At 49.8% G+C, this 21,998-nt stretch carries 16 protein-coding genes and 1 riboswitch; of the genes, 4 read left to right on the forward strand and 12 right to left on the reverse strand.

Annotated elements, in window-relative coordinates:
• Positions 1 to 56 precede the first annotated feature (56 nt).
• On the reverse strand, positions 57 to 2,459 hold the full coding sequence (locus tag ACS5NO_RS26335; protein WP_439417902.1) for an ATP-binding protein: 2,403 nt from the start codon (positions 2,457 to 2,459) through the stop codon (positions 57 to 59).
• A gap of 228 nt (positions 2,460 to 2,687) precedes the next feature.
• The gene (locus tag ACS5NO_RS26340) at positions 2,688 to 3,146 is read right to left on the reverse strand and encodes a response regulator (RefSeq protein ID WP_439417903.1); all 459 of its coding nucleotides are present in this window, start codon (positions 3,144 to 3,146) and stop codon (positions 2,688 to 2,690) included.
• Positions 3,147 to 3,592: 446 nt separating this feature from the next.
• Between ACS5NO_RS26340 and gyrA the strand changes: the two genes are divergently transcribed.
• The 3 genes from gyrA (at position 3,593) to ACS5NO_RS26355 (ending at position 7,975) form a co-directional block, all read left to right on the forward strand.
• Positions 3,593 to 6,142 carry a DNA gyrase subunit A gene (gene gyrA / locus ACS5NO_RS26345; protein ID WP_439417904.1) on the forward strand — a complete coding sequence of 850 codons (2,550 nt, stop codon included), beginning with the start codon at positions 3,593 to 3,595 and terminating at the stop codon, positions 6,140 to 6,142.
• A 71-nt stretch (positions 6,143 to 6,213) separates the two neighbouring features.
• On the forward strand, positions 6,214 to 7,653 hold the full coding sequence (locus ACS5NO_RS26350) for a tetratricopeptide repeat protein (protein ID WP_439417905.1): 1,440 nt from the start codon (positions 6,214 to 6,216) through the stop codon (positions 7,651 to 7,653).
• A 91-nt stretch (positions 7,654 to 7,744) separates the two neighbouring features.
• Entirely contained in the window at positions 7,745 to 7,975 is a 231-nt protein-coding gene (locus tag ACS5NO_RS26355) for a hypothetical protein (RefSeq protein ID WP_138991816.1), read from the forward strand.
• Positions 7,976 to 8,170: 195 nt separating this feature from the next.
• On the opposite strand, the gene ACS5NO_RS26360 is transcribed toward ACS5NO_RS26355, so the two are convergent.
• The 5 genes from ACS5NO_RS26360 to ACS5NO_RS26380 form a co-directional block, all read right to left on the reverse strand.
• Positions 8,171 to 8,875, reverse strand: coding sequence for a Dph6-related ATP pyrophosphatase (locus tag ACS5NO_RS26360; protein ID WP_439417906.1), 705 nt, complete (start codon positions 8,873 to 8,875; stop codon positions 8,171 to 8,173).
• Positions 8,876 to 8,965: 90 nt separating this feature from the next.
• Positions 8,966 to 10,084: a YncE family protein gene (locus ACS5NO_RS26365; RefSeq protein ID WP_439417907.1), complete on the reverse strand. Its 1,119-nt coding sequence runs from the start codon at positions 10,082 to 10,084 to the stop codon at positions 8,966 to 8,968.
• Positions 10,081 to 12,003 (reverse strand): TonB-dependent receptor plug domain-containing protein, encoded by a 1,923-nt coding sequence (locus tag ACS5NO_RS26370; RefSeq protein WP_439417908.1) that lies wholly within the window; start codon positions 12,001 to 12,003, stop codon positions 10,081 to 10,083. The genes ACS5NO_RS26365 and ACS5NO_RS26370 overlap by 4 nt, the downstream gene beginning before the upstream one ends.
• A 91-nt stretch (positions 12,004 to 12,094) precedes the next feature.
• A riboswitch (cobalamin riboswitch) is annotated at positions 12,095 to 12,297 on the reverse strand.
• 25 nt (positions 12,298 to 12,322) lie between these two features.
• Positions 12,323 to 12,727 carry a helix-turn-helix transcriptional regulator gene (locus tag ACS5NO_RS26375; protein ID WP_439417909.1) on the reverse strand — a complete coding sequence of 135 codons (405 nt, stop codon included), beginning with the start codon at positions 12,725 to 12,727 and terminating at the stop codon, positions 12,323 to 12,325.
• 192 nt (positions 12,728 to 12,919) lie between these two features.
• Positions 12,920 to 13,738 carry a 2,3,4,5-tetrahydropyridine-2,6-dicarboxylate N-succinyltransferase gene (locus tag ACS5NO_RS26380; protein ID WP_439417910.1) on the reverse strand — a complete coding sequence of 273 codons (819 nt, stop codon included), beginning with the start codon at positions 13,736 to 13,738 and terminating at the stop codon, positions 12,920 to 12,922.
• Between the two features lie 1,118 nt (positions 13,739 to 14,856).
• Between ACS5NO_RS26380 and gap the strand changes: the two genes are divergently transcribed.
• Positions 14,857 to 15,846: a type I glyceraldehyde-3-phosphate dehydrogenase gene (gene gap, locus ACS5NO_RS26385; protein WP_150874735.1), complete on the forward strand. Its 990-nt coding sequence runs from the start codon at positions 14,857 to 14,859 to the stop codon at positions 15,844 to 15,846.
• Between the two features lie 31 nt (positions 15,847 to 15,877).
• Here gap and trmB read toward each other — a convergent pair whose 3' ends face one another.
• The 5 genes from trmB to ACS5NO_RS26410 all read right to left on the reverse strand — a co-directional run bounded on the left by trmB (position 15,878) and on the right by ACS5NO_RS26410 (position 21,923).
• On the reverse strand, positions 15,878 to 16,540 hold the full coding sequence (gene trmB, locus ACS5NO_RS26390) for a tRNA (guanosine(46)-N7)-methyltransferase TrmB (RefSeq protein ID WP_439417911.1): 663 nt from the start codon (positions 16,538 to 16,540) through the stop codon (positions 15,878 to 15,880).
• On the reverse strand, positions 16,537 to 17,829 hold the full coding sequence (locus ACS5NO_RS26395) for a bifunctional folylpolyglutamate synthase/dihydrofolate synthase (protein WP_439417912.1): 1,293 nt from the start codon (positions 17,827 to 17,829) through the stop codon (positions 16,537 to 16,539). Before ACS5NO_RS26395 ends, trmB begins: the two co-directional genes overlap by 4 nt.
• Positions 17,830 to 17,835: 6 nt before the next feature.
• Positions 17,836 to 18,771 carry a hypothetical protein gene (locus ACS5NO_RS26400; protein ID WP_439417913.1) on the reverse strand — a complete coding sequence of 312 codons (936 nt, stop codon included), beginning with the start codon at positions 18,769 to 18,771 and terminating at the stop codon, positions 17,836 to 17,838.
• Between the two features lie 340 nt (positions 18,772 to 19,111).
• Entirely contained in the window at positions 19,112 to 20,197 is a 1,086-nt protein-coding gene (locus ACS5NO_RS26405; protein ID WP_439417914.1) for an HU domain-containing protein, read from the reverse strand.
• Positions 20,198 to 20,219: 22 nt separating this feature from the next.
• Positions 20,220 to 21,923, reverse strand: coding sequence for a TonB-dependent receptor (locus ACS5NO_RS26410; protein WP_439417915.1), 1,704 nt, complete (start codon positions 21,921 to 21,923; stop codon positions 20,220 to 20,222).
• Positions 21,924 to 21,998 lie beyond the last annotated feature (75 nt).

Below are 21,998 nucleotides of genomic sequence, written 5' to 3' on the forward strand. Positions count from 1 at the left end.
TACTTAAAACCTGAGCAGCCAGGGCAGGGTTATTATTTAACGGCAGGGAGCGTCTGTCAACCCGGCAGGTTGAGGTGCCGCAGGATGACTTGCATCAGGCTGGTGGGGTTATAGGGTTTGACCAGAATTTCGTTCAGACCGGCTACCTGGGCGCGGTTGCCGACTTCCTGTGCCAAACTGGCCGTAACGGCAATGATGGGCAGCGTTTCGTTTCGTTCCCGGATGATGCGGGTCGCTTCATACCCATCCATGACCGGCATTTGCAAATCCATCAACACCAGCCGGTGTTTGGCCGAATCCAGTTTATCGACTGCTTCCTGCCCGTTGCCGGCCACGTCGACCGATGCACCGAGCCGCTCCAGCACGCTTTTAGCCAGAAGCACATTCATCGCATTGTCTTCTACGAGCAGGATGCAGACACCTTTCAGGGGTTTGTCGTTCGACAGGGGTTGGTGTTCGGTTTGCCTTTCGGGCGGGGTCGTCATTTTCCGGAAAGACTGCGTGAAGTAAAACCGGGATCCTTTCCCCGGTTCGCTCTGCAGATGAAGCGCCACGTTTTGCAATGCCAGAATCCGTCGGCAAATGGTCAGGCCCAGCCCCGTTCCGCCATAACTGCGCGACATCGACGAATCGGCCTGGGTAAACCGGTTGAAGACGAGTTCCTGTTTTTCGGGGGCAATGCCGATGCCGGTATCTTCGACGGCCATTGTGAGGGTCACCTCCTGCTCCGTTTGTTCCACCACGGACAGGCTCACCTGAACCTGTCCGTGAATGGTAAATTTGATGGCGTTGTGAACCAGATTTGAAATGACCTGGGCCAATCGGGTGGGATCGCCGATGACCTTGCCTTTCCAGGTGGGATCGATCGTCAGCGAAAGGGTCAGTGATTTTTCGTTTGCAGCCGACTGGTAACTGGTAATGACCTTGTGCAGGATGGTGGACGGATCCATCGGTATTTCTTCCAGGGTGGTTTTGCCGGCTTCAATCCGGTTGAAGTCCAGAATGTCATTGACGATGTGCAGCAAATTTTTGGCCGAAAACAGCATCACGTCGAGGTGTTGCTTCTGATCCGGCCGGGGTTTGTCCTGCAGCAGCAAATGCGTCATGCCGATCACGGCGTTCAGGGGCGTCCGGATTTCGTGACTCATCGTACTCAGGAATTCGCTTTTGGCCCGCAGGCCATCTTCAGCTTGTTCTTTGGCTTGTTTGAGCGTGAACGCAAACCGGAACGAGAGCACCAGCGATTGCAGAAAGAAAAAACCGATGTAACCCATGAACAGCACCAGATTTTCGGGAAAGGCGATCTGGAAATATTTAAAAATGATGATGACAAACACCCCCAGCAGCACGGCGGTACTCATCAGGGAATACTCAGCACCGGGGCGTTTTCGTTGGGCGGCTACCCAATAGACGTAAAAAGCGTATGCGATGTAGATCGGCATCAGGCTGAGGAACGGTTTGATCAATTGGGTAAAAATGATGGGCGGACACAGGACCGTAATGCCGGCGAATGCCAGACAAACCCACGCCAGTGCCGTCAAAAAGCGTTCGTTGACGTCGGCGGGGTAGAGAGATCGGGTATAAAGAATAAAAGCCGCAATGCTTAAAAAAAGCGTGAGGTATTCGAGGTGGAGTGTCAGCGACCAGTCGGCCTGGTGAAAGATGGAATGGAGGGCATACTGATCCGTACCGATGATGCGGTAGCTGTAGAGCAGGCAAAACAGGGAGAAATAGAGGATAGAAGTTTCGTGTCGCCCAAAGAGAAAGAGCCCTAAAAAAAACAGTCCACCCATGAAAAGGCAGCCTGTCAGTAGAAAATTGAGGGCCAGTTCCCGGTTTGCTTTTACCGTCAGCGTGTCGGACCGGCCCAGCAGGATGGCCTTATAGGGGCCTCCTTTGGAATGGTGAAAATTGGCAATTTGCAGCAGCAGGTGGAGCGTATCGGCCTTTTCAGGAATGTTTTTTAGCTGCGTCGACCAGTAGGGTGTTGTGGTTTCCCGCGTTGTGCCGGGGGTGCCGCTCCGGGCCAGTTCCCGGCCATTCAGGAGCAGGCGGTATGCGGTGTAGGCATCGGGGAGTTTGAGAGCCAGTGGCAGATGTTGGGGCGGCAGCACAACGGTTAGAGCGTAGGTAGCGTAGCCGTAGGAGGGGAGGGGCTGTCCTTTCCAGGTTTGGGAATTCCAGATTTCAGGAAACGGGCTGTATTCAAACGGGATTTCGGGATCGCCGGGGTTTCGCAATGCGTGCCAGTACCACTTCCAGGTTCCGTTCAACGAAACGATTTTTTGATCGAGGTTTACGCGCCGAAGATCCAGAAGCCCCTGTTTTGCGGCCGGAAGAGGGGAGTCGGTCGGCTGGGCATGGAGGGGTGAGCAGTACAGTACCAAAAAAGACAAAAAACCGCAGAGGTAATAAAAAATAGGAATACTGGTTTTGCCCGAAAAAAACCGGCTTTTCATGTGTTGGACTAACTTCCCGTTGAGTGAATGTACTTACCTGTTACCAGACAAAATATCCGATTTGTCCAGGTACAAAAACACCCTCAAATTTTAGTCCAAAAATGGTTGAAACCGGAATTGCGGATGGAAATCGTGTTTTGGTTATCAAAACCGGGGGGCGGTCGGGTCTGCTATGCCGGGCGTAACCTGACCGGAATCATCGAAAAGACAACGGGTTACGGCCCGGGGTCAGGTGCCGGCCGGAATCCGGGCGGTGTCGAACCAGAACGCCCGGATCTGGCTGATTAGTTTTGTAAGCTGCTGGTAGCCAGGCGGTTTTGTTAAGTACGTATTGGCTCCCAACTGATAGCAGCGGGTAATGTGTTCAGGCAGCGAAGAGGTTGTAAAAATAATTACCGGAATGGAGCGGAAAGCTGGATTGGAGCGCAGTTCGGTCAGGGTCGTAAATCCGTCCATCCGGGGCATGTTCAGGTCCAGGAAGATCAATGACGGCAGTTGACGGGAGGCATTGAGGTGGTCGAGCAGTTCGACACCATCACCCGCGAAGGCAACCTCACAATCCAGCCAACTGGAATCAAACACCGATTTGAACAGGAGCCGGTCATCGTCGTCGTCGTCTGTAATGATAATGCGGTATTTGCGGGTCATCGAATGGTGAACGGAATAGGAATGCCGTAGTTTTGTCAAAGATAGATAATAGATGTCAAATACAATTTTAACCCCCGACAAACTTTTGAAATCGCAGTATGCCCTTTTTTTTGTTATAAACATACGTTTTGGTAAGATTTGAGTTGATCGGGTTGAAATGGCGATTGGATGGTGTCCGCCGGGTGGGATGCCGGGTTTATGATTTATTCCGGTATCCGGCCCCGGCCGGTACCCTTCACCGGAAAAGCCATTGGGGGCGCCCGGAACGAATACGATCGGAATGGCGCGAAAAACCGGATCGGTCCCCAGGGTCAGAAATTGCACTTCACGCGGCAAATACTTTTATTTGTGGCGATTTTTTTGCATATTTGTATGATAGGTGTATCGTAAAACAAGCCTCAAACCGTCTGACAATTTCCAAGCCGGCGGTTCCACTTTTTTAATCATCGCTTCGTTCGTATTATCGGACAGAGAATTGACTTCTTATGGCAGAAGAGACAGAAGAACAGAACAACTCCACCAACATTATTCCCATCAACATTGAAGACGAAATGCGCGGTGCCTACATCGATTATTCGATGTCGGTCATTATCTCCCGCGCCTTGCCCGATGTCCGTGACGGCCTGAAGCCGGTACACCGCCGGGTGCTTTTCGGAATGGCTGAACTGGGAGTCAATTATAACAAACCTCACAAAAAATCGGCCCGGATCGTTGGGGAGGTTTTGGGTAAATATCACCCGCACGGCGATTCTTCCGTGTATGGTACGATGGTGCGGATGGCCCAGGACTGGTCATTGCGGTATCCACTCGTAGACGGTCAGGGGAACTTTGGTTCCATCGATGGTGATTTTCCGGCGGCCATGCGGTATACCGAAGCGCGGCTGAAGCGGATTGCCGAGGAATTGCTCACCGATATTTATAAGGAGACGGTCGACTTTCAGTCGAACTTCGATGACTCGCTGGAAGAGCCGACCGTTATGCCGGCCAAACTGCCGAACCTCTTGCTGAACGGTTCGTCGGGCATTGCCGTCGGGATGGCCACCAACATGGCTCCCCACAACCTGACGGAAGTAGTGAACGGGATCGTGGCCTACATCGATAACCACGAGATTACCATCGATGAGTTGATGGAACACATCACCGCGCCGGATTTTCCGACGGGGGCTACCATTTATGGTATCGAGGGGGTGCGGAACGCATTCCGGACCGGTCAGGGCCGGGTTGTGCTGCGGGCCCATGCCACCATCGAAGAAAACAAGGGCAAGACCCAGATTATCGTATCCGACGTCCCCTACATGGTCAATAAAGCCATGATGCTGGAAAAAACGGCGGAATTGATCAATGATAAAAAGATTGAAGGGATTTCGGCTTTCCGGGATGAGTCGGACCGCGATGGCTTGCGCGTGGTGTATGACCTGAAGCGGGATGCGGTTCCGAACGTCGTTCTCAACAACCTGTATAAACACACGCAGTTGCAGTCGGCTTTCAATATCAACAACGTCGCGCTGGTGAAAGGCCGCCCGGCTTTGCTGAATCTGAAAGACATGATCCGGTATTACGTGGAGCACCGCCAGGAGGTGATCACGCGCCGGACGCAGTATGAACTGCGGGAAGCCGAGAAGCGGGCGCACATTTTGGAAGGTTTGCTGATTGCGCTGGATAACCTGGATGCGGTCATCGAAATCATCCGGAGTTCGCGGGATCCGGAAGTGGCCAAAAATGGCTTGATCGACCGGTTCAAGTTATCGGAAATTCAGGCCAAAGCCATTCTGGAACTCCGTCTCCAACGCCTGACTGGTCTCGAACGCGACAAGATTGTGGCGGAATACGAAGAACTGGCCCGGCTGATTGCCGATTTGCGGAGCATTCTGGCGAGCGAAGAACGGAAACTGCAAATCATTCGCGAGGAACTGCTCGAACTCAAAGCCCGTTACGGCGATGCCCGCCGGACCGAAATCAGTATTCTGGGCGACGGGAACATCAGCGATCTGTCGCTGATTGCCGACGATGAAATGCTGATTACGATTTCGCACGAAGGCTACATCAAACGGACTCCATTGACCGAATACCGGACCCAAAGCCGGGGCGGTGTCGGTTCGCGCGCGGCCAAAACCAAGGAAGACGACTTCACGGAGCATCTGTTCATGGCGACGATGCACAACACCCTGCTGATTTTTACACAGAAAGGGCGGTTGTACTGGTTGCCGGTATATGAACTGCCGGAAGGAGCGCGGGATTCCAAGGGGCGGCCACTGGCCAATTTTATCAACATTGAGTCCGACGACCAGGTGCGGGCGGTGATCAATGTGAAGGATTTGAAAAACGCCGATTACATCAACAACAATTACCTGGTGATGTGTACGGAGCAGGGAACGATCAAGAAAACCCTGCTGGAAGCTTACTCGCGTCCGCGCCAGAACGGAATCATTGCCATTACGATCAACGAAGAGGAGGGAGACCGCCTACTGAACGTCTGTATGACCAATGGGCAGAACGATATTGTGATTTCGTCGAGCCTGGGCAAAGCCGTCCGGTTCAACGAAAGTCGGGTTCGTCCGATGGGCCGTACGGCCGCCGGGGTTCGCGGCATCGATCTGGAGCCGGGGGTGAAGGCCGTTGGTATGGTTTGCATCGGTCGCGACGACGCCCAGTTGCTGGTGGTTTCGGAAAAAGGATTCGGGAAACGGTCGCCGATCGATGAATACCGGGTGACAAACCGGGGAGCGAAGGGCGTTGGTACGCTGAAGGTTACGGATAAAGTCGGTAATCTGGTGGGCATTCTGGAAGTAACCGATTCGGATGATATGATGATCATTACGAAGTCAGGAACGGCCATCCGGATGCACGTCGATGAGGTGCGGGTAATTGGTCGGAACACCCAGGGGGTGCGCCTGATCAACCTGCGCGACGGCGACGAAATTGCGTCGGTAACCCGCATCGCCCGGGAGGAAGATGTTGAAATTGAAGGGAATGGCATCGTGCCGGAAGCGCCGGTCGATGGTTCGGAGGAAGCACCCTCTGATCAAATGGCTTGATATTCCCATAAATTATTCAGTACTTTCCAGAATAAAATCAAAAACAACGTTCAACCACAAAATTTAGTCATATGAAACGATTCTCGTTCTTCCTACTGGCGGGATTTTTATCAGTAGGAGCATCGTATGCTCAAGGGCTCGATGCTCTAACCGAAAAAGCTTTCCAGAGTGAGAAAGAAAAAAGCGACAAGGCAATCACGGATGAGAAAGCCTCAGTCAAGCCCAAAACGTGGATGGATCGCGCTAAAACGTACGAGAACATTGCTACGCAGGCTATTAAACTGGATTCGAATGCGGCAACTGTTGCCTACGATGCCTATAAGAAAGTAGTCGAACTGGATAAAGATAAAAAAACTGGCGGTCCGGGTAAAATGGCCAAAGAAGCAGAGGAAGCCATGAAAGGGCAGACGCTGTTCCAGGCGTTTATGAACTCCGGTATTTACAAGTACCAGGCGAAGAACTTCAAAGATGCGGCTGCTCTGATGTCCAGAGCAGGGGAGATCAATCCGAAAGACACCACGGCGGCTTTGTATGCCGGTATCTTTACCCAGAACACCGAAAAACCGAGTGATGCCAAAGCGCATTTCGAGCGGTATATCGAGAACGGCGGAAAAGATCAGTCGGTCTATACCACGCTGGTGAGTCTGTACTATCAGGACAAGGAAATCGAAAAAGCCCTGGCTACCATCGACAAGGGAATTGCCACCTTGCCGAACAGCAAAGACCTGGCTACCCAGAAAACCAGCATCCTGGTTACGTCGGGTAAAATGGATGATGCGATTACTGAACTGAAAGGGCAGCTTGCCAAAGACCCCAACAACGTAAACCATTTGTTGACGCTTGCCAGCCTTTACGGTGACAAAAATAACAAAGGCACGGAAGAATTGTCGAAGCTGATGAGCAGTGCCAAGAAAGGGCCGAACGCGACCAAGCAGTTGAGCGAAGAAAAAGTGGTTCTGAAAGAATCCCAGAATGAGCTTACCCGTTTGACGGCCCGGGCCAAGAAAGAGCCGAAGAACGCCGATGTGAAAAACCAGATTGCGCGGGTGAACCAGATGATTGCGGATTCCAAATCGAAAATTACCGGTTTGGAAAAAGAAGTTGCGGAGCAGGCACAGGCCAGTGCAGCGGCCGGCAACCAGGAGCAGAAAATAGCGGAGCTGACCAAGCAGGTTGAGGAAAGCCGGGTCGCTTCCAAAGAGTATTACACCAAAGCGCTGGCGGCAGATCCAAATAACTTCGATGCCAACTTCAACCTGGGGGCTGCTTACTTTAATGAAGCCGTTCAGATCCGGAAACAACTGGAGATGATGGACATGAAAGACTACCAGACCAAGGGCAAGGAAATTGAAGGCCAGGTTTGCGGAAAATTCAAACAGGCGCTGCCGTATTTCGAAAAAGCGAAATCGGTAAAAGATACCGATCAGGATTTGAACGACAACCTGACAAACCTTCAGAATATTTTGAAGCAGTTTGAAGAGAAGAAAATTCCCTGCGTCGAAAGCAAATAATAAAAAAGGCAGCTCGCAACGGCTGCCTTTTAATTTCCCCGAAAAGCTCCGATCTTGTGAAAGCGAGGTCGGAGCTTTTTAATGAGGTAGTATGGTAAAGATTACAAAGGTACTCATCACCGTGGCCATGATTGGTGTTTGGGGCTGGCTGGCTTTTATGGCGGTTATGACGGCAAGTTTACGCGGTCGGCTAACATCCGTAGCCATCGGTATTTTACTCAACAGTGCATTGGCGTTTTGGTACACGCATCTTGAGAAACGGTTGAAGCGATTACCGGATGAGGAGAAGCAAGAAACGGAGGAGGTGGAACAGAATACGTAGAGAATTGAAAACGTTAGTTAACATAATATAAATTATACAACAAATATTTTGTGCTAAATTCAGCCTGTAAATAACTCCGTAAGAATCTGGAAGATAATGGATTACAGAAGGTAGTATAGATCAATGATTTATAGATTCACGTGGAACAATATCTCTGATGTTCTCTGATAAACTCTGTGTAATAAAATTTTTTAATCAGGGTTTATCAGGGAGAATGTCCTGAAAGATGAACTGTGTATCCCATTGATCAGGTTCCGCTGACGCAGCATACGAGCGTCGGACTACTTCACCCTTTTGAAATCGTATCGGTGCTTTGAAAATCGGTCCGTCGTAGACAAAGGTATGGTACTCGCCGTTTTCTCCGCATGGATCGACCACTGGTGGCAGATCATTCAAAATCGTAGCGTTCAGTTCGCGACCGACCCAGCTTGCCGGCAATTGATTTTCGTTTACACAAACCAGCACGGCTTTAAAACCGGCCTGGACAAACTTGGCCAGCAACACCGTCGTGTTCTGATTCCACAACGGAAACACGCCCAGCAAACCCACCTCGCTGAGTTGTTGCTCCCGGTACTGCCGGAGGTCTTCCAGAAAAATGTCACCAAAAATGACGTGTGTAATTCCTCGTTCTTTCAGCTCTGTCAATTTTTGTTTAACCAGCATATTGTAGCTTTCCATCGATACGTCGCCGGGAAATTGAACGGTGTGCAAAGGCAGCCCAACAGCCTGCGCCTGCGTTTCAATCAGCCCGGTGCGGACGCCGTGCATGCTGACCCGTCCGAAAGGTGCGTTGATATTCGTGAGCAACCCAACCACATCATAGTGTCCGGATTGCTGACAAAAAAAGAGAGCGAGAGCCGAATCCTTGCCCCCGCTCCAACTGATGATTGCTTTGTTCATTTTTTGGAGAGTAAAGAAGAAAGACAAGAGCGTAAAGAACGGTTCTACTTACTTGAAAAAGTCTTTATTCTCTTGTCTCATTTCTATCATCTATTTAAAATAAAAACCGGCTGGCGCAATCTCTGCTTTCACGGAATCGATCAGGGTTCCGCTGGCCTGGTAGCGGAAGACGTAACCGGCCTGTTTGTAGGATGGCGTAAACCCGCCGTAAATGATGCCGGATTGCGGTTCGACGGCCAGGCCGCTGAATAACCGTTTGATAAAGGGTGTGGTAGCCGGAACACTGGTGTCGTTGATCGAAAAACGATAGGTCTCGCCTTTTTCCTTGTAGTTTTCGGAAGCATCACCGTAGTAACTGTTCACGAAGTAAAAGTATTGTTTGTCTGAACTCAACCGGAATTTTGAAAGCGAGCGGGTTTTGTCGGTTCCAATCTTCAGGCGGTTTTCAATCGCCTTGCTCTGCGGGTTGACCCGAATCATTTCACCGCCACTGTACACCCAGAGTTTGCCGTTGCCGTCGACGGCCACCGGATTGGGATTTGCGCCAATTTCGATACCGGTTTTAAGCTGATCGGTGGTGATGTCGATAACCGTAAGTTTGGTAGAACCACCGGTCGAACCGGCAAACACCTCGCTACCCACCAGCAGAAGCGTCTCCACTCCTTTCACCACCGGTATTTTTTTGATTACGGTATTGGTCGTTAAATCCACGACGGCAATGTATCCCGGATCTTTGTAGAACGTGCCGTTTGAAAAATCACCCGAAAGATCCCAGCAACTCACGTATACTTTGTTGGCACTCACCCGAACCGCTGAGCGGGGGTTTTCAATTTCCGGGGATTTCAGCGTCGCCAGTGACTTGAAGGTGTTGGCATCCACAATTTCAACTTTGTCCTGACCCGCCGTGGTGTTGTCGACCAGAATCAATCCCTTGCCATCGGCTTCTTCGTAGGCCTGCACACTCCCGGTCAGAGAACGCTGATTGACCTGATTGAAAATATCGTAAGAAGCTGTTGAGCCCGTCGGTGGAAAATACGAGATCGTCCCATTGTTGTCGGTGAAATTACCCTGGTTGACAACCAGCACGCCCGAACCAAACGGCAGGGCTTGCGGATCGTCATTGTCATTGTTACAGGACCAGTTCAGGGCGACCAGCAGACCAAGTGCCAGTTTCAATCGGACCGACGGTGCGGTAGTTACTTTTCTCATTGTTTTGGGGTATTCAGATTACAGATTAATTGAATGGTAAAGTTGCGGCCCGGCATCGCGTTTCGCTTGACGTTGAGGTAGACGGTATCAAACACATTGTTGATCTGTCCCTGAATCCGGGTTGCGACGGGGCCGAGCTTGATCTGGGTTTCGAGCAACACGTTCGTCAGCACGTAGCCGCGTAGAAATTGAATGTTGTCGAAGGTGATGTACTGACGGGAATTCACCTGGTTCTGGAGGGTCAGGCGGTTTTTACCTTTTGCCACAAAGGCCGAAAACCGGCCGCTGTGTTTGGGAACATACACCAGTTGTTTGCCGATGATGTCCTGGGCATAGACGTTGTAGACCCGCTCCTGGCTCGACCGCGTCAGGGCGTAAGTCAAGGTTAAGCCCGATTGCCAGTTTGCTGTCGTATAATTCAGCGTTCCCGACCACTCCAATCCACGGGCTACGACGAGTTGCAGATTTTCGACCCGGTAGCCGGACTCTGGATTCCAGTACGACCAGTCGTCGATGCGGTTTCGGAAAACCGTGGCTTCGGATGTCACGGTTAAGTGTTCGGTGGGAATCCATCGGCTTGCTAAACCCGCTTCCAGATTAAACCCGTTTTCGGGCCGAATGTCCGGATTCCCAAGTACTTTCCAATACCGTTCGTTCAGCGTGGGAACCCGGTAACTGCGTCCGGCGGATGCTTTGGCGGTTAGCGTGCTTTGGCCCGTTTTTACGACAGCATACTCAACACCCAGTGAAGGTGTAATCGGCGGATCAAACCGGGTGACGAATGCCTGCCGGAGATTGGCCGAAATTAGCCACCGCGTCCACTGCATCCGGAGCAGCGCATACAGATCGGCACGGTTTTCCTGAATCGGTTGATCGCCGTAGCCGTCGACCTGCGTGCGGTAATGCGACCACTCGCCCCCCAGTCGCAGGGAAACTTCGGCTGATTTATAGGAATGCGTAAACTCCTTCTCAATTCGACTGATTAGTCGATCGGTTTCGGAATGGCTGGGAGTATTGAAATTTCCGCGTGCGTAATCGATGATGTCGCGAATCCAGCCCAGTCGCAGCGTGAGTTTATTCGTTTCGTAGGTTGTTAAAAACCGGTATGATTGTGAGCGGGTTCGTTCCCGAACGGTGGTATCGTAGGGCGTAACGGTCAAATTGTTATCCGTCAGCCAGAGGTTCACCGAAAGCTGCTGGTTTTTCTGGTTTCGGAAATACAAATCCTGAATGAAGCCTTTCTGTTGGGTGATCGAGTGCTCCACGAAGTAATTCCCCCGTTCGCGATACGGGAAATCGTTGTTGGCGTTGGTGGTGTAGAAGAATGATTTCCCGGCAATCTGCCAGCGTTTTCCGGCAACACGCACAAACCGGATTCCAAGCTGCGTTCCGTAATTTCGAAAACTGCCGAGCTGCTGCCCGACGGAAGCCTGAAAACCGGGTTGTTGCCACTTTGGATTGTTCATAAGCAGAATGCTACCTCCCACGGCATCCGACCCCACGCAACTGGCGGAGGAGCCGTATTGAACCGCGAGCTGATCGAAACCGGTGACCGGCAGCGTCGATAAATCGCTTAGCCCGAGCGTTGGCTGATTAATGTTGATCCCGTTCCAGAGTACGGCGGTGTGATTGGCCGAGGTACCCCGAAACGAAGCGGTCGATAATTGCCCCGCACCATATACCTTAAACGCAATGGGTGTGGTGTAGGTCAGGAGGTCCGTGAGCGTTTGAAACCGGAATTGTTCGAGTGTCACGGAGTCGATCCGCTGGGTTTTCTGACCGGCCGAAAACCGCTCGGGCGTGGTTCCCCGAATCGTTACGGCGGGTAACGTTTGGTCAGTACCGTTGGTTTGTCCGTTCACAACCGAAAACGACCCCACCAGTAAGGACAGGAAAATCCCGTCTCTATACCGCATCATAGTTAAATTAAGTAAAAAAGTGGCCGTCAATTCCCTCCTAAAAAGGGTTGGGAGCCGTAAAAACCCGGTTTCCTTTTCACCCGAAAGAAACAGAGTATCGTTGTTTTAGGCAGGTCTCCTGGCTCACCCACTGATTTCGGCCTTCCCATCCGAACAAAACCGGACAGTGGCAAGAAGAGGAAATCAGTTCGTACGGGTTTACAGTTGCGGGGACAGCGTCGGTTTTGCACCGACTTCCCTATTAAGCCAACCCTGTCCAAACCGGCAGGTGGCACCTAATGCGACAAAGGTAGCAGGTTACGGAGGATTCTCCAATTATTTATGACGGCGCGTACTCCCGAAAGGTGCCGTCGGTGTAGAAAACCAGAATTCGTTCTATGATTTTTTCGTCTTTATTTTTCGCTACAGGCGATTGTGACGGGGCTACATAAGGCGGTTTTTCGTCTACAATTTCGGGTTGCGGGCTGGGCTTGCGCGGAATGGCTTGAATTTCAACCGGACGAGGATTTACATTTGTTACGGGTTGATCTTCTTCCAATATCCAATCGTAACCCAACTCAGGAAATCGGCGAATGATCTTTTGAATGATATCGAAGCTGGGGCGGTTGCGTCCCGAGAGGATGTGGGAGATGCTCGACCGTTGAACCCCGATTTCATCGGCGAAATAAGAAGGGGTTAAGTTCTTGTCCTTCAATACCTGTTTAATTTTGTCATTTACATTCATAGCGGCATGTTTTTTACAAAAGTAAATAATTTACAATCTAAAGCAAGTCAAATGTAAATCAGTGTTTGTTAATAATGTAAATAGTACAAATGTTAATTGTTTACAAATAGAAAAAGCCAACGTTACTAATGTAAAATTGGCTTTTGTGAATTGCAAATAGAGAATGTTGTCCGTTTACAAATGTATGGTGTGTTAAACCGTTACATTGTTCGTGCGCAACGCGTCGTTGAGCGACGTTTTCAGATCCGTCGATTCCTTACGCAGACCGATGATGAGCGCACAGGGAACCTGGTACACACCGGCTGCAAATTCTTTAGCAATGGTACCCGGAATGACGACGGAATTGTCGGGTACATAGCCCCGGTGTTCGACTGGTGACGAGCCGGTGACGTCGATAATTTTGGAGCTTCCGGTGATGGTGACACCGGCTCCGAGAACGGCTCTTTTGCCAATGTGTGCGCCCTCTACGACGATGCAGCGGGAGCCAATGAAGGCGCCGTCTTCCACGATAACGGGTGACGCCTGGGGCGGTTCCAATACCCCGCCGATGCCTACTCCCCCACTCAGGTGAACGTCTTTTCCGATCTGCGCACAACTGCCCACGGTAGCCCAGGTATCGACCATGGTTCGCTCATCCACGTACGCACCGACATTTACATAGGACGGCATTAGAATTGCACCTGGAGCAATGTAGGAACCATAGCGGGCGACGGCTGGTGGAACGACCCGCACACCGCGACTTTTGTAGTCGGTCTTCAGCGGAATTTTATCGTGAAATTCAAAAATTCCGACTTCATCCGTTTTCATCGTTTGGGAAACAAAATACAGTAAGATCGCTTTTTTGATCCATTCGTTCACGATCCACTTCCCTCCTTCGCCACCTGGTTCGGCTACGCGCAAACGACCCCCGTCGAGTTCGGCTATCACCTTTCTGATGGTTTCAAGGGTTACTGAATCGGTCAGTAAAGAACGGTCAGACCAACAATCTTCAATTACTTTTGTGTACTCCATAATTCAAAAATTTGTTTATAGAAATTATTCATTTTGATTACTATAACTACTTGATTTTGAGCATACTTATAGATATTTTTCTAAAATCGTTCTTATCGGTTTTTTACTATTTTTATATATGAAGTGTCGTAGTGCAATAACTGATAGAAGTCGTGTTTTTGACCAGCAAGAAAGGGGGGTTAAAAATGATAATTGTTGTGAATGTACCAAGCTGGATCTGTATGTTACTGAATAAATATAATACAATTATATTATACAAACACGTTGTAAAAAAAGGGTGTCGTTGGTTATTTGAAAGGATGATGAAAAGGCCACAATGAATCGATTTTTGACCGTTGTGCTTCAGAAATACGTTGATGAAGAATTGACTTAACCGCAACAAATGATTATTGGTACTGGCTGAGATTACCTCAATCGTGTGCAGGCTAAGGTGGGTGATCTGATTGATTGGCGGTTTGATCCCGTAGGGATCAGACGAATCCATTTTCCGGATTGAGTTTGTCCAATGCAAGCTGCGAGGTCTTAATAAACCGCAATCGATCGGTCTACAGTCAGACAGGCTGGTGTAAAAGTCCGCTATATTGGGGCGGTCAGCATGCTGAGACGTATCGTTTTTTAGGGTTGTCAAGTAAGCTAAAATCGAATAAAAAGAATGGTGCCACTCCTATTTTAAGCCATTGAATGGATGATAGCCTGCTAGAAACAGACTATAAAAATAACCATTTTTAAGCAGGTAATGAATAATTTTACCGAATATTCAGAGTTCATTTTAGCAAGGAAATAACGCTTTCTAGATATACAATAAATTAATAAGAAAGGTGTATGGCAATGACATTCCATTAGTAAAAGTAAGAATGATATACTATTAAAATTAGTAAAATACCAATAAATCGTTAGTAAATTACTAAATATACTATTAATACATGTAATTGATATTAGTAAATGCATATTACGATACTAAACCCTGTAGCTCTCTAATTTGCTAAACAATTCGTTTTACCTCCCTCAAATATGCCGGTCCTCAAGCGATTTTATGACTTCCCCCTTTAAACTTACCTTTACGTTTCGATTTGTAATACTATCTTTGTACCGTTCTTGCTAACTAATTAAAACACACAATGGGCAAAATCAAAGTCGCCATCAATGGGTTCGGCCGCATCGGCCGCCTGTCTTTCAGAAGACTCCTCGAAAAAGAAAATGTTGAAATTGTTGCGATCAATGACTTAACTGATAATGCAACCCTGGCGCATTTACTAAAATACGATTCCATTCACGGTAAATTTCAGGGCACCGTTACCTCCGATAGCGAAAGCCTGACCATTAATGGCGTAAAAATTCATGCGTACGCAGAACGTGATCCCAAAGCATTGCCCTGGGGTACATTGGGCGTTGACGTCGTTCTGGAATCAACTGGTCGTTTTGTCGACGAAGCCGGTGCCGGTCAACATTTGACGGCTGGTGCTAAAAAAGTGGTCATCTCCGCTCCTGCCAAAGGAAATATTCCAACGGTTGTTCTGGGTGTGAACGAAGATACACTGACGGGTACAGAAACCATCCTTTCCAATGCTTCCTGCACGACGAACTGCCTGGCTCCGATGGCCAAGGTTCTGGACGACGTTTTTGGCATTGAAAAAGGCTACATGACGACGATTCACGCGTACACCGCCGATCAGAATCTTCAAGATGCTCCCCACTCCGACCTGCGCCGGGCCCGGGCGGCCGCTTTGTCGATCGTTCCGACCTCGACAGGTGCTGCCAAAGCCGTTGGTCTGGTATTGCCCCAATTGAAAGGAAAACTGGACGGTTATGCACTCCGGGTACCCATCCCCGACGGTTCAGTAACAGACTTAACCGCCATTTTGAAACGCGAAGCCACAAAAGAAGAAATCAACGCAGCCATGAAAGCCGCAGCCGAAGGTCCGCTGAAAGGAATTCTGGAATATTGCGAAGATGAAATCGTTTCAACCGATATCGTTGGAAATCCAAGCTCATGTATCTTCGATTCGAAACTAACTTCCGCTAACGGAACGCTGGTGAAGATCGTCGGCTGGTACGACAACGAATTTGGCTACTCAAGCCGGGTTGCTGACCTGATTGCTAAATTGTAATATAAAAGGATTTGGCACCAAAAAAGGCGGGTTAATAGCCCGCCTTTTTGCATTTTAAGTATTTTATCGAAAATCCCTTTCGGGTAAAAATCTCTTCGTATTTCGTCTTGATCCCGAGGTGCAGGTTGTTCATTTCGGAGGCATACAAGTCGCGGGTCGAGACCAAATCATCAAAACCGTTCTGATTCAAGCTCTCGATACTGAAATCGAAAAAATCATCATGGTCGGTTTTCAAGTGAAGCAGACCGCCGTCGATCAGAATCTCCCGGTACAGCTTTAGAAACCGGGCATCCGTCGAGCGGTTTTTCAATTGGCTCACCCGGGGTTGTGGATCCGGAAACGTAATCCAGATCTCGTTTACCTCATCTTTTGCAAAAAAGTCCTGAATCCGGTAAATATCCGTCCGCAAAAAAGCGACGTTGGTTAATCCGGTTTCCAGTGCCACCAGACTCCCCTGCGCGATCCGGTCGCCTTTCCGATCAATGCCAATGAAATTCAGATGGGGATAATGACGGGCCAGCCCAATCGTGTATTCTCCTCTCCCACAGCCGATTTCAATTACGATCGGATTGGCATTCCGAAAATACCGTTCCCGCCAATGCCCCTTGATGGTGTCAAATAACTCTTTTCCCGGCTCCAGAACATTCACACTGACTCGATTGTGCTCAAAACGGGAAAGCTTCTTTCTACTCACGCGTCCAATTGGTTTAATTCTGCAACAACATACGTGCTTCCGGTCACCAGAATACAATCCGCCGGTTGAGCACAACTTTTAGCGGCTTCCAGCGCCTGATTCACATCCGGGAATACATCACCCGCAAATCCCTCCGCGCGAAACGCTTCCGCCAGAAACTCAACATCCAGCGCCCGGGGAATGTGGGGCTGACAAAAATAGTACCTCGCTCCTTTCGGGAACAACCGAATCACCTTCGACAAATCCTTGTCTCTTACGAAACCAACCACCAGATGCAGTTGCTGGTACGAAACCGTTTGCAAAGACTCCAGCACGTTCAAAATACCGGGTTCATTATGAGCCGTATCACAAATCACGGTGGGATTTTGTTGTAAAACCTGCCAACGGCCTTTCAAACCGGTCAGCTCAACAACTTTCGCAAAACCATTCTGAACCGACGATTGAGAAAGTTCGAACTCGTTTTGCAACACGTCAAGGGTCGCCAGGACACCCGCGGTATTTTTCAGTTGGTAGGTCCCCAGTAAACCCACCGTCAGTCCAGCGATAAACCCCTTCTGATCCGTTACCGATAACAGCCGTCCCTTTTCCCGGACCCCAAAATCAGTTACCGCATAAACGTCAGAAGCGAATACGAGGGGACTTTGACACGCCTTCGCCCGGTCAGCAAAGACAGCCTGGGTTTCAGGATCGCGTTCGCTGATGACCACCGGAATACCGGGTTTGATGATACCGGCTTTTTCGGAGGCAATCTTTTGAAGTGTCTCGCCCAAAATATCGCTGTGATCCCAGCCAATGTTGGTAATGAGCGACACCAGCGGGGTAATGATGTTGGTAGAATCCAGACGTCCCCCCAACCCTACCTCTACAACGGCCAAATCGACGTTCTGACGCGCGAAGTAGTCGAAAGCCATACCAACAGTCACTTCAAAGAAAGAAGGCTTTAAATCCTCGATAAACGCCTTGTGGGTTTCCACGAAGTCTGCCACCTCCGCATCGGGCATGGGAAAACCATCGATGCGAATCCGCTCGGTAAAGGATTTCAGATGGGGAGAAGTGTATAAACCGGTTTTGTAGCCCGCCGATTGCAGCACAGCGGCCAGCAAATGCGACGAACTGCCTTTACCGTTCGTGCCGCCAACGTGAATGGTTCTGAATTTTTCCTGAGGGTTTCCCAGGTATTCGCAGAGTTTAAGAATGTTGTCCAGACCCGGTTTGAGGGCCTTCGCTCCGATCCGGTGAAAAACCGGCAACTGCGCATACAAATAATCAATTGCTTCCGAATACGTCATTCGGTACTAGTTTGAACGGATGTTAATGGTGTAAGTACCCGTAGAGATCGGCGGAGCAGCCGACGCTTTCTGCACCAGTTGCAATTTATACACCTGTTGTTTGTAAAACTCCGTTACGGTTGGACTTAGACGGGTTTCCTTAACCCGCACAAAAGTAACATCACCTTTGTCATCCACCTTGATTTCAAAAACGATTTTTCCACTTTCTCCGGAGTTATCCTGGGCGATGCGGTTACTGGCCAAACGCCAGCCCGCAATGTTCAGCGAAACGCCGGACCCCGTCCCACCCGGTGTACCATAGAACTGCTTGGCGTTGATATTGCCATCCGGATTGCCTTTATCTCCCACACCCGACGCATCGTCACCGTTGTTGTTTCCTCCTGTCCCGGATGCTTTACCCACCGTTCCATTCGACCCGCCGGAAGAACCTTTTTTATACAACGCATTCGCATCCACCTTTTTCGGCTCGGCAACCGGCTCAGCTTTGGGCGGTGCGGGCGTCGGTTTGGGCGTGGTGGCTTCTACTTTCTTGGGTTCAGCTTTTTCCGGAACCGTCACCGGGCTTTCAATCTTGCTGGCGATATCCGGTTTTTCCGTAACGACTTTGCTCGGTTTGGCGTCTACAATCTTGGGAACGGGCGAAACCGGTGTTTTCTCCACCCGCGAGGTGGTCGTCACTTTCGGATTCGGTTTGTCCTCTTCCTTTTTAACGTCCTCCGTATTTTTAGAATCGTTGGCTTTGTTGTACGTCTGGATGTTGCCACTGCCCACCAGATCGGTCCCGAAGTTCACCTCCACATATTCGATCGGCGGAGGATCCGGAACCGACTGCCACAACCGGATGTAGAGCATCAGAAAAAACAACAGGGCACAAACAGCGAATGATCCGGCCAAAGCCGTTACCCGGTATTCATTCTCATTTTCCAGTACGACGCGACTCATGGATGCAGGTGTTTAGCCAATTAACGGAACTACCGGTAGACTCTATTGTTCAACACCGGCAAAATTAAAACGATTTCGTGAATTGTTCGGTTCACCTGAAGCAAAAAGGCAGCCGTGGGCTGCCTTTTTGCTAGTATATTGATTGAATTAAAGTTTCGAGTCTATAGTTTTAGGACTTACGCTTTCTGCCCCTAGATCCCCTAAAGGGGACTTGGACGCGGCTTAATCCGGATGTTAAAAGTCCCCTTTAGGGGATTTAGGGGCAGAAAGCGTAAGTATGATTGAATTATCAGACGTAAGTCCTAAATTTATAACCCACAAACTTTGAACCCAATTCTGTTCACTCAATTTTGCAAACCCAGGCGCTCGCACCGGATAAACGGCTCACTTTGTCGAGCGAAGCCAGCACTTCGGTTTTATCATTCGACCCAATGGCCGCTACTTTGATCAGTTCTTTCTTTTTCGAATGCGGCAGAATATACGCCGTTTCAAAACCCTCCCGACGCAGGCGACGCATCAGCCGTTTCGCATTCTGGACGCTGGCAAAACTGCCGGCGATGGCGAGGTAATAGGTTTCGGATTTCTTCGGTTCCAGCACAACAGGAGCAATCGATTCGGCAACCCCGGCTGGTTTGACAGGTTCAACTACCGGAGTCGGAACCACCACCGGACTCGAAACCGGGATAACAACGGGTTCAGCTTTCTTCGTTTCAACAGGTGCCGTTGGTGTTTCCGCTACTGTTACCAGAGCGTCATCCTCATCGCTCACAAACAACTCGAAGGGGTTCAGACTACTCAGCACCTGAGAGGATGATTTTTTCACGGTCACAATACCGAGCGAACAGATCAACAAAACCGCAGCAGCCCACGCCAAGTATTGTCTGCGGTTTCTCGCTACAGGCATTTCCAGCTCTTTCGTTTCGGCCTGAACTTCTTCTGCTTCTACCGAAATCGGAGCTTCCGGAGCAAATTTAACCAGCGCAAGCGGTTTTTCTTCTTCTTCAATAGCTGTTACCATACGGGCAGCAATGGGCTGAAAACCGTAGGATTCGCCTTGAAAATTATGCCGGATTTCGGGATCGAACTGTAGTTTACCCTCCTCATTTTCCGAGAACAAACCCAGCCCCTCTATCGTAAAAATGCGTTGACGCACTTCCTGCTTCAGTTCATCCACAAACTGCCGGATCGCCTGAAACACTTCATCGCGGGTTAATCCCTCATGAAGCATCATGTAGTTGATCAACAGGCCATCATCCAGCTTCAAGGCTTCGTTGAACGCGATTTTCTTCCGGGGAGGCAAATACGTTCCGGTATTTTCCACAAACGTGGCCGGAATATAGTGCAGAATAAAACCGCCCAGTTCGGGAACAACGAGGCAATCGTACTGAAACAACAGTTTTTTGAGATACTCCGATACAGGTACCATACGCTTTTCGGTTAAGGCGGTGTCAGAAGCTATACGACAATCCTCCGAGAAAGTTAAGGCCTTGTTGCGGATAATACAAATACCGCTGATAATTAGAACCTATAATGTTATTTAACGAAACAAACGCTGAAACCTGTTTTCCCAGGAAATAGTCAATTTTCAGGTTTAAATCCCAGATCGGTTTAAGGGTAACAATCTGATTGGTAACGAAGTTTTTGCCCTTCATTCCCTGATAATGGTACAAATCGGTCGTGATAAACAATTTTTTATTCACGATAAACGAATTAGACCACGACCCCGAAATCGTCGGCCGGTGCCAGGCGGCTTCCATCCGGCTCAGGCTGTAGTCATAGAAGTCGGCCCGCAGCGTGGACCGGAATATTTCTTTGTAGGTATACCCCACCTGACCCGAAACCGTCAGGACGTGGGACCGGTCGCCGTCATACACGACAAAAAACTGTGAGGTGTCAGGCCAGGTGTTGTTGAAACCGTAGAAATTCTTGTAGCGGGCATACGATACTTTTCCTTCATAGGAAATACCGCTTCCCAGTTCACCCTTGCTTCCACCATACAGATCCCAGGTTTTCTCCGTGTTTGCCAACACCGTCTGCGGAGCCAGCCAGCGGTTTTCGTTCAGGAAAGTCCGCAGGGTATTCCGGTTAATATCGCCGTCGACGCCCGCAAAAAAGTGAATATTCCCAGCCGGAACCACATCGAGGTCTAAAACCGGAAAAGCCCGCGTTCGGTTGATACTCTGGCGTTTATCCGATTCGTTAACAGCGTTAACCCCGAACGTAACCGTCAACAACGAATTAGAATATTTGAAGGTAGGCTTCACCCGGAACAAATTCCGGTTATCGACCGGCCCGTCGCTCCGTTGGGTGACGTAGGCATCGGCCGCAAAGAGGGCCACGAAATTATCCGAGATCCCCACCGAGCCTTTGAGATTGGTTCCCCAGTCGAGCTCGGTCGCTTCATAATTATCGGCCAGGTTTACGATCCCGGTTTTCAGCGAGTAGTCGATGTTCCGATCCGGGTCAACGTTTTCGATGCCAATCCTGAACTGCGTTGTGGTCAATTTCTGCCGAATGGTTTGCCGGTCGATTTCCTGCGGGCGACGGTACCCGTAGAAATAAAACGCTTCCCGGTCATAGCCCAGGTTGGCCGAAATCTTGAACGCATCCGTCTGGTAGTTTCCGTTCAGCTTCAGGCGGTTTTCCGAGGTAGCCGAGTTTTTGCCGTCCACCGGGCCAATGCCCGACGATAAATGCTTGAACGACCCATCGACGGCGATGTTTTCCATCACCTGACCGCTGCCGAACGCTTCACCGTAAAACGAGCTGTAGTTCCCCGCACCCAGTTTCACGTAATTGTTGAAGAGTTCCTGCTGCTCGGATTGGGCCGCCGGAATGGGCAAGGCCGAAGGCGAGAGTTTCGGATCTCCCACCGACAGCGACCGGTCGTTGAATTCGTAGGTCAGTTTGCGCTGCTCGGTGGACGGTTTAATGGACGGTATTTTATTGAAAAGGCGGTTTGCCGCCGGCATTTCAATCTTGCGGTTTTTCTCAATGGTAATCTCCTGATCATCCACCTCGCCTTCCCGGGCGGGTGGCGTGGTGGGGCGCGGGGTCTGTTGCGCCAATGCATCGACCGAAGTGAGCAGCAAACTGCCCGTAACGATCAAAAGCAATCTAAGATGGTCGATGGATGATTTTGGTAAGAACATGCAGGTATGCTGTTTGAATCGCTGTGATTCGGATGTCTGTTAGTTGAATGAATAAAGCCGGTCCGGTTTCGAAAG

The sequence above is a fragment of the Larkinella fluvii genome (assembly GCF_051857545.1).
Classification (GTDB): Bacteria; Bacteroidota; Bacteroidia; order Cytophagales; family Spirosomataceae; genus Larkinella.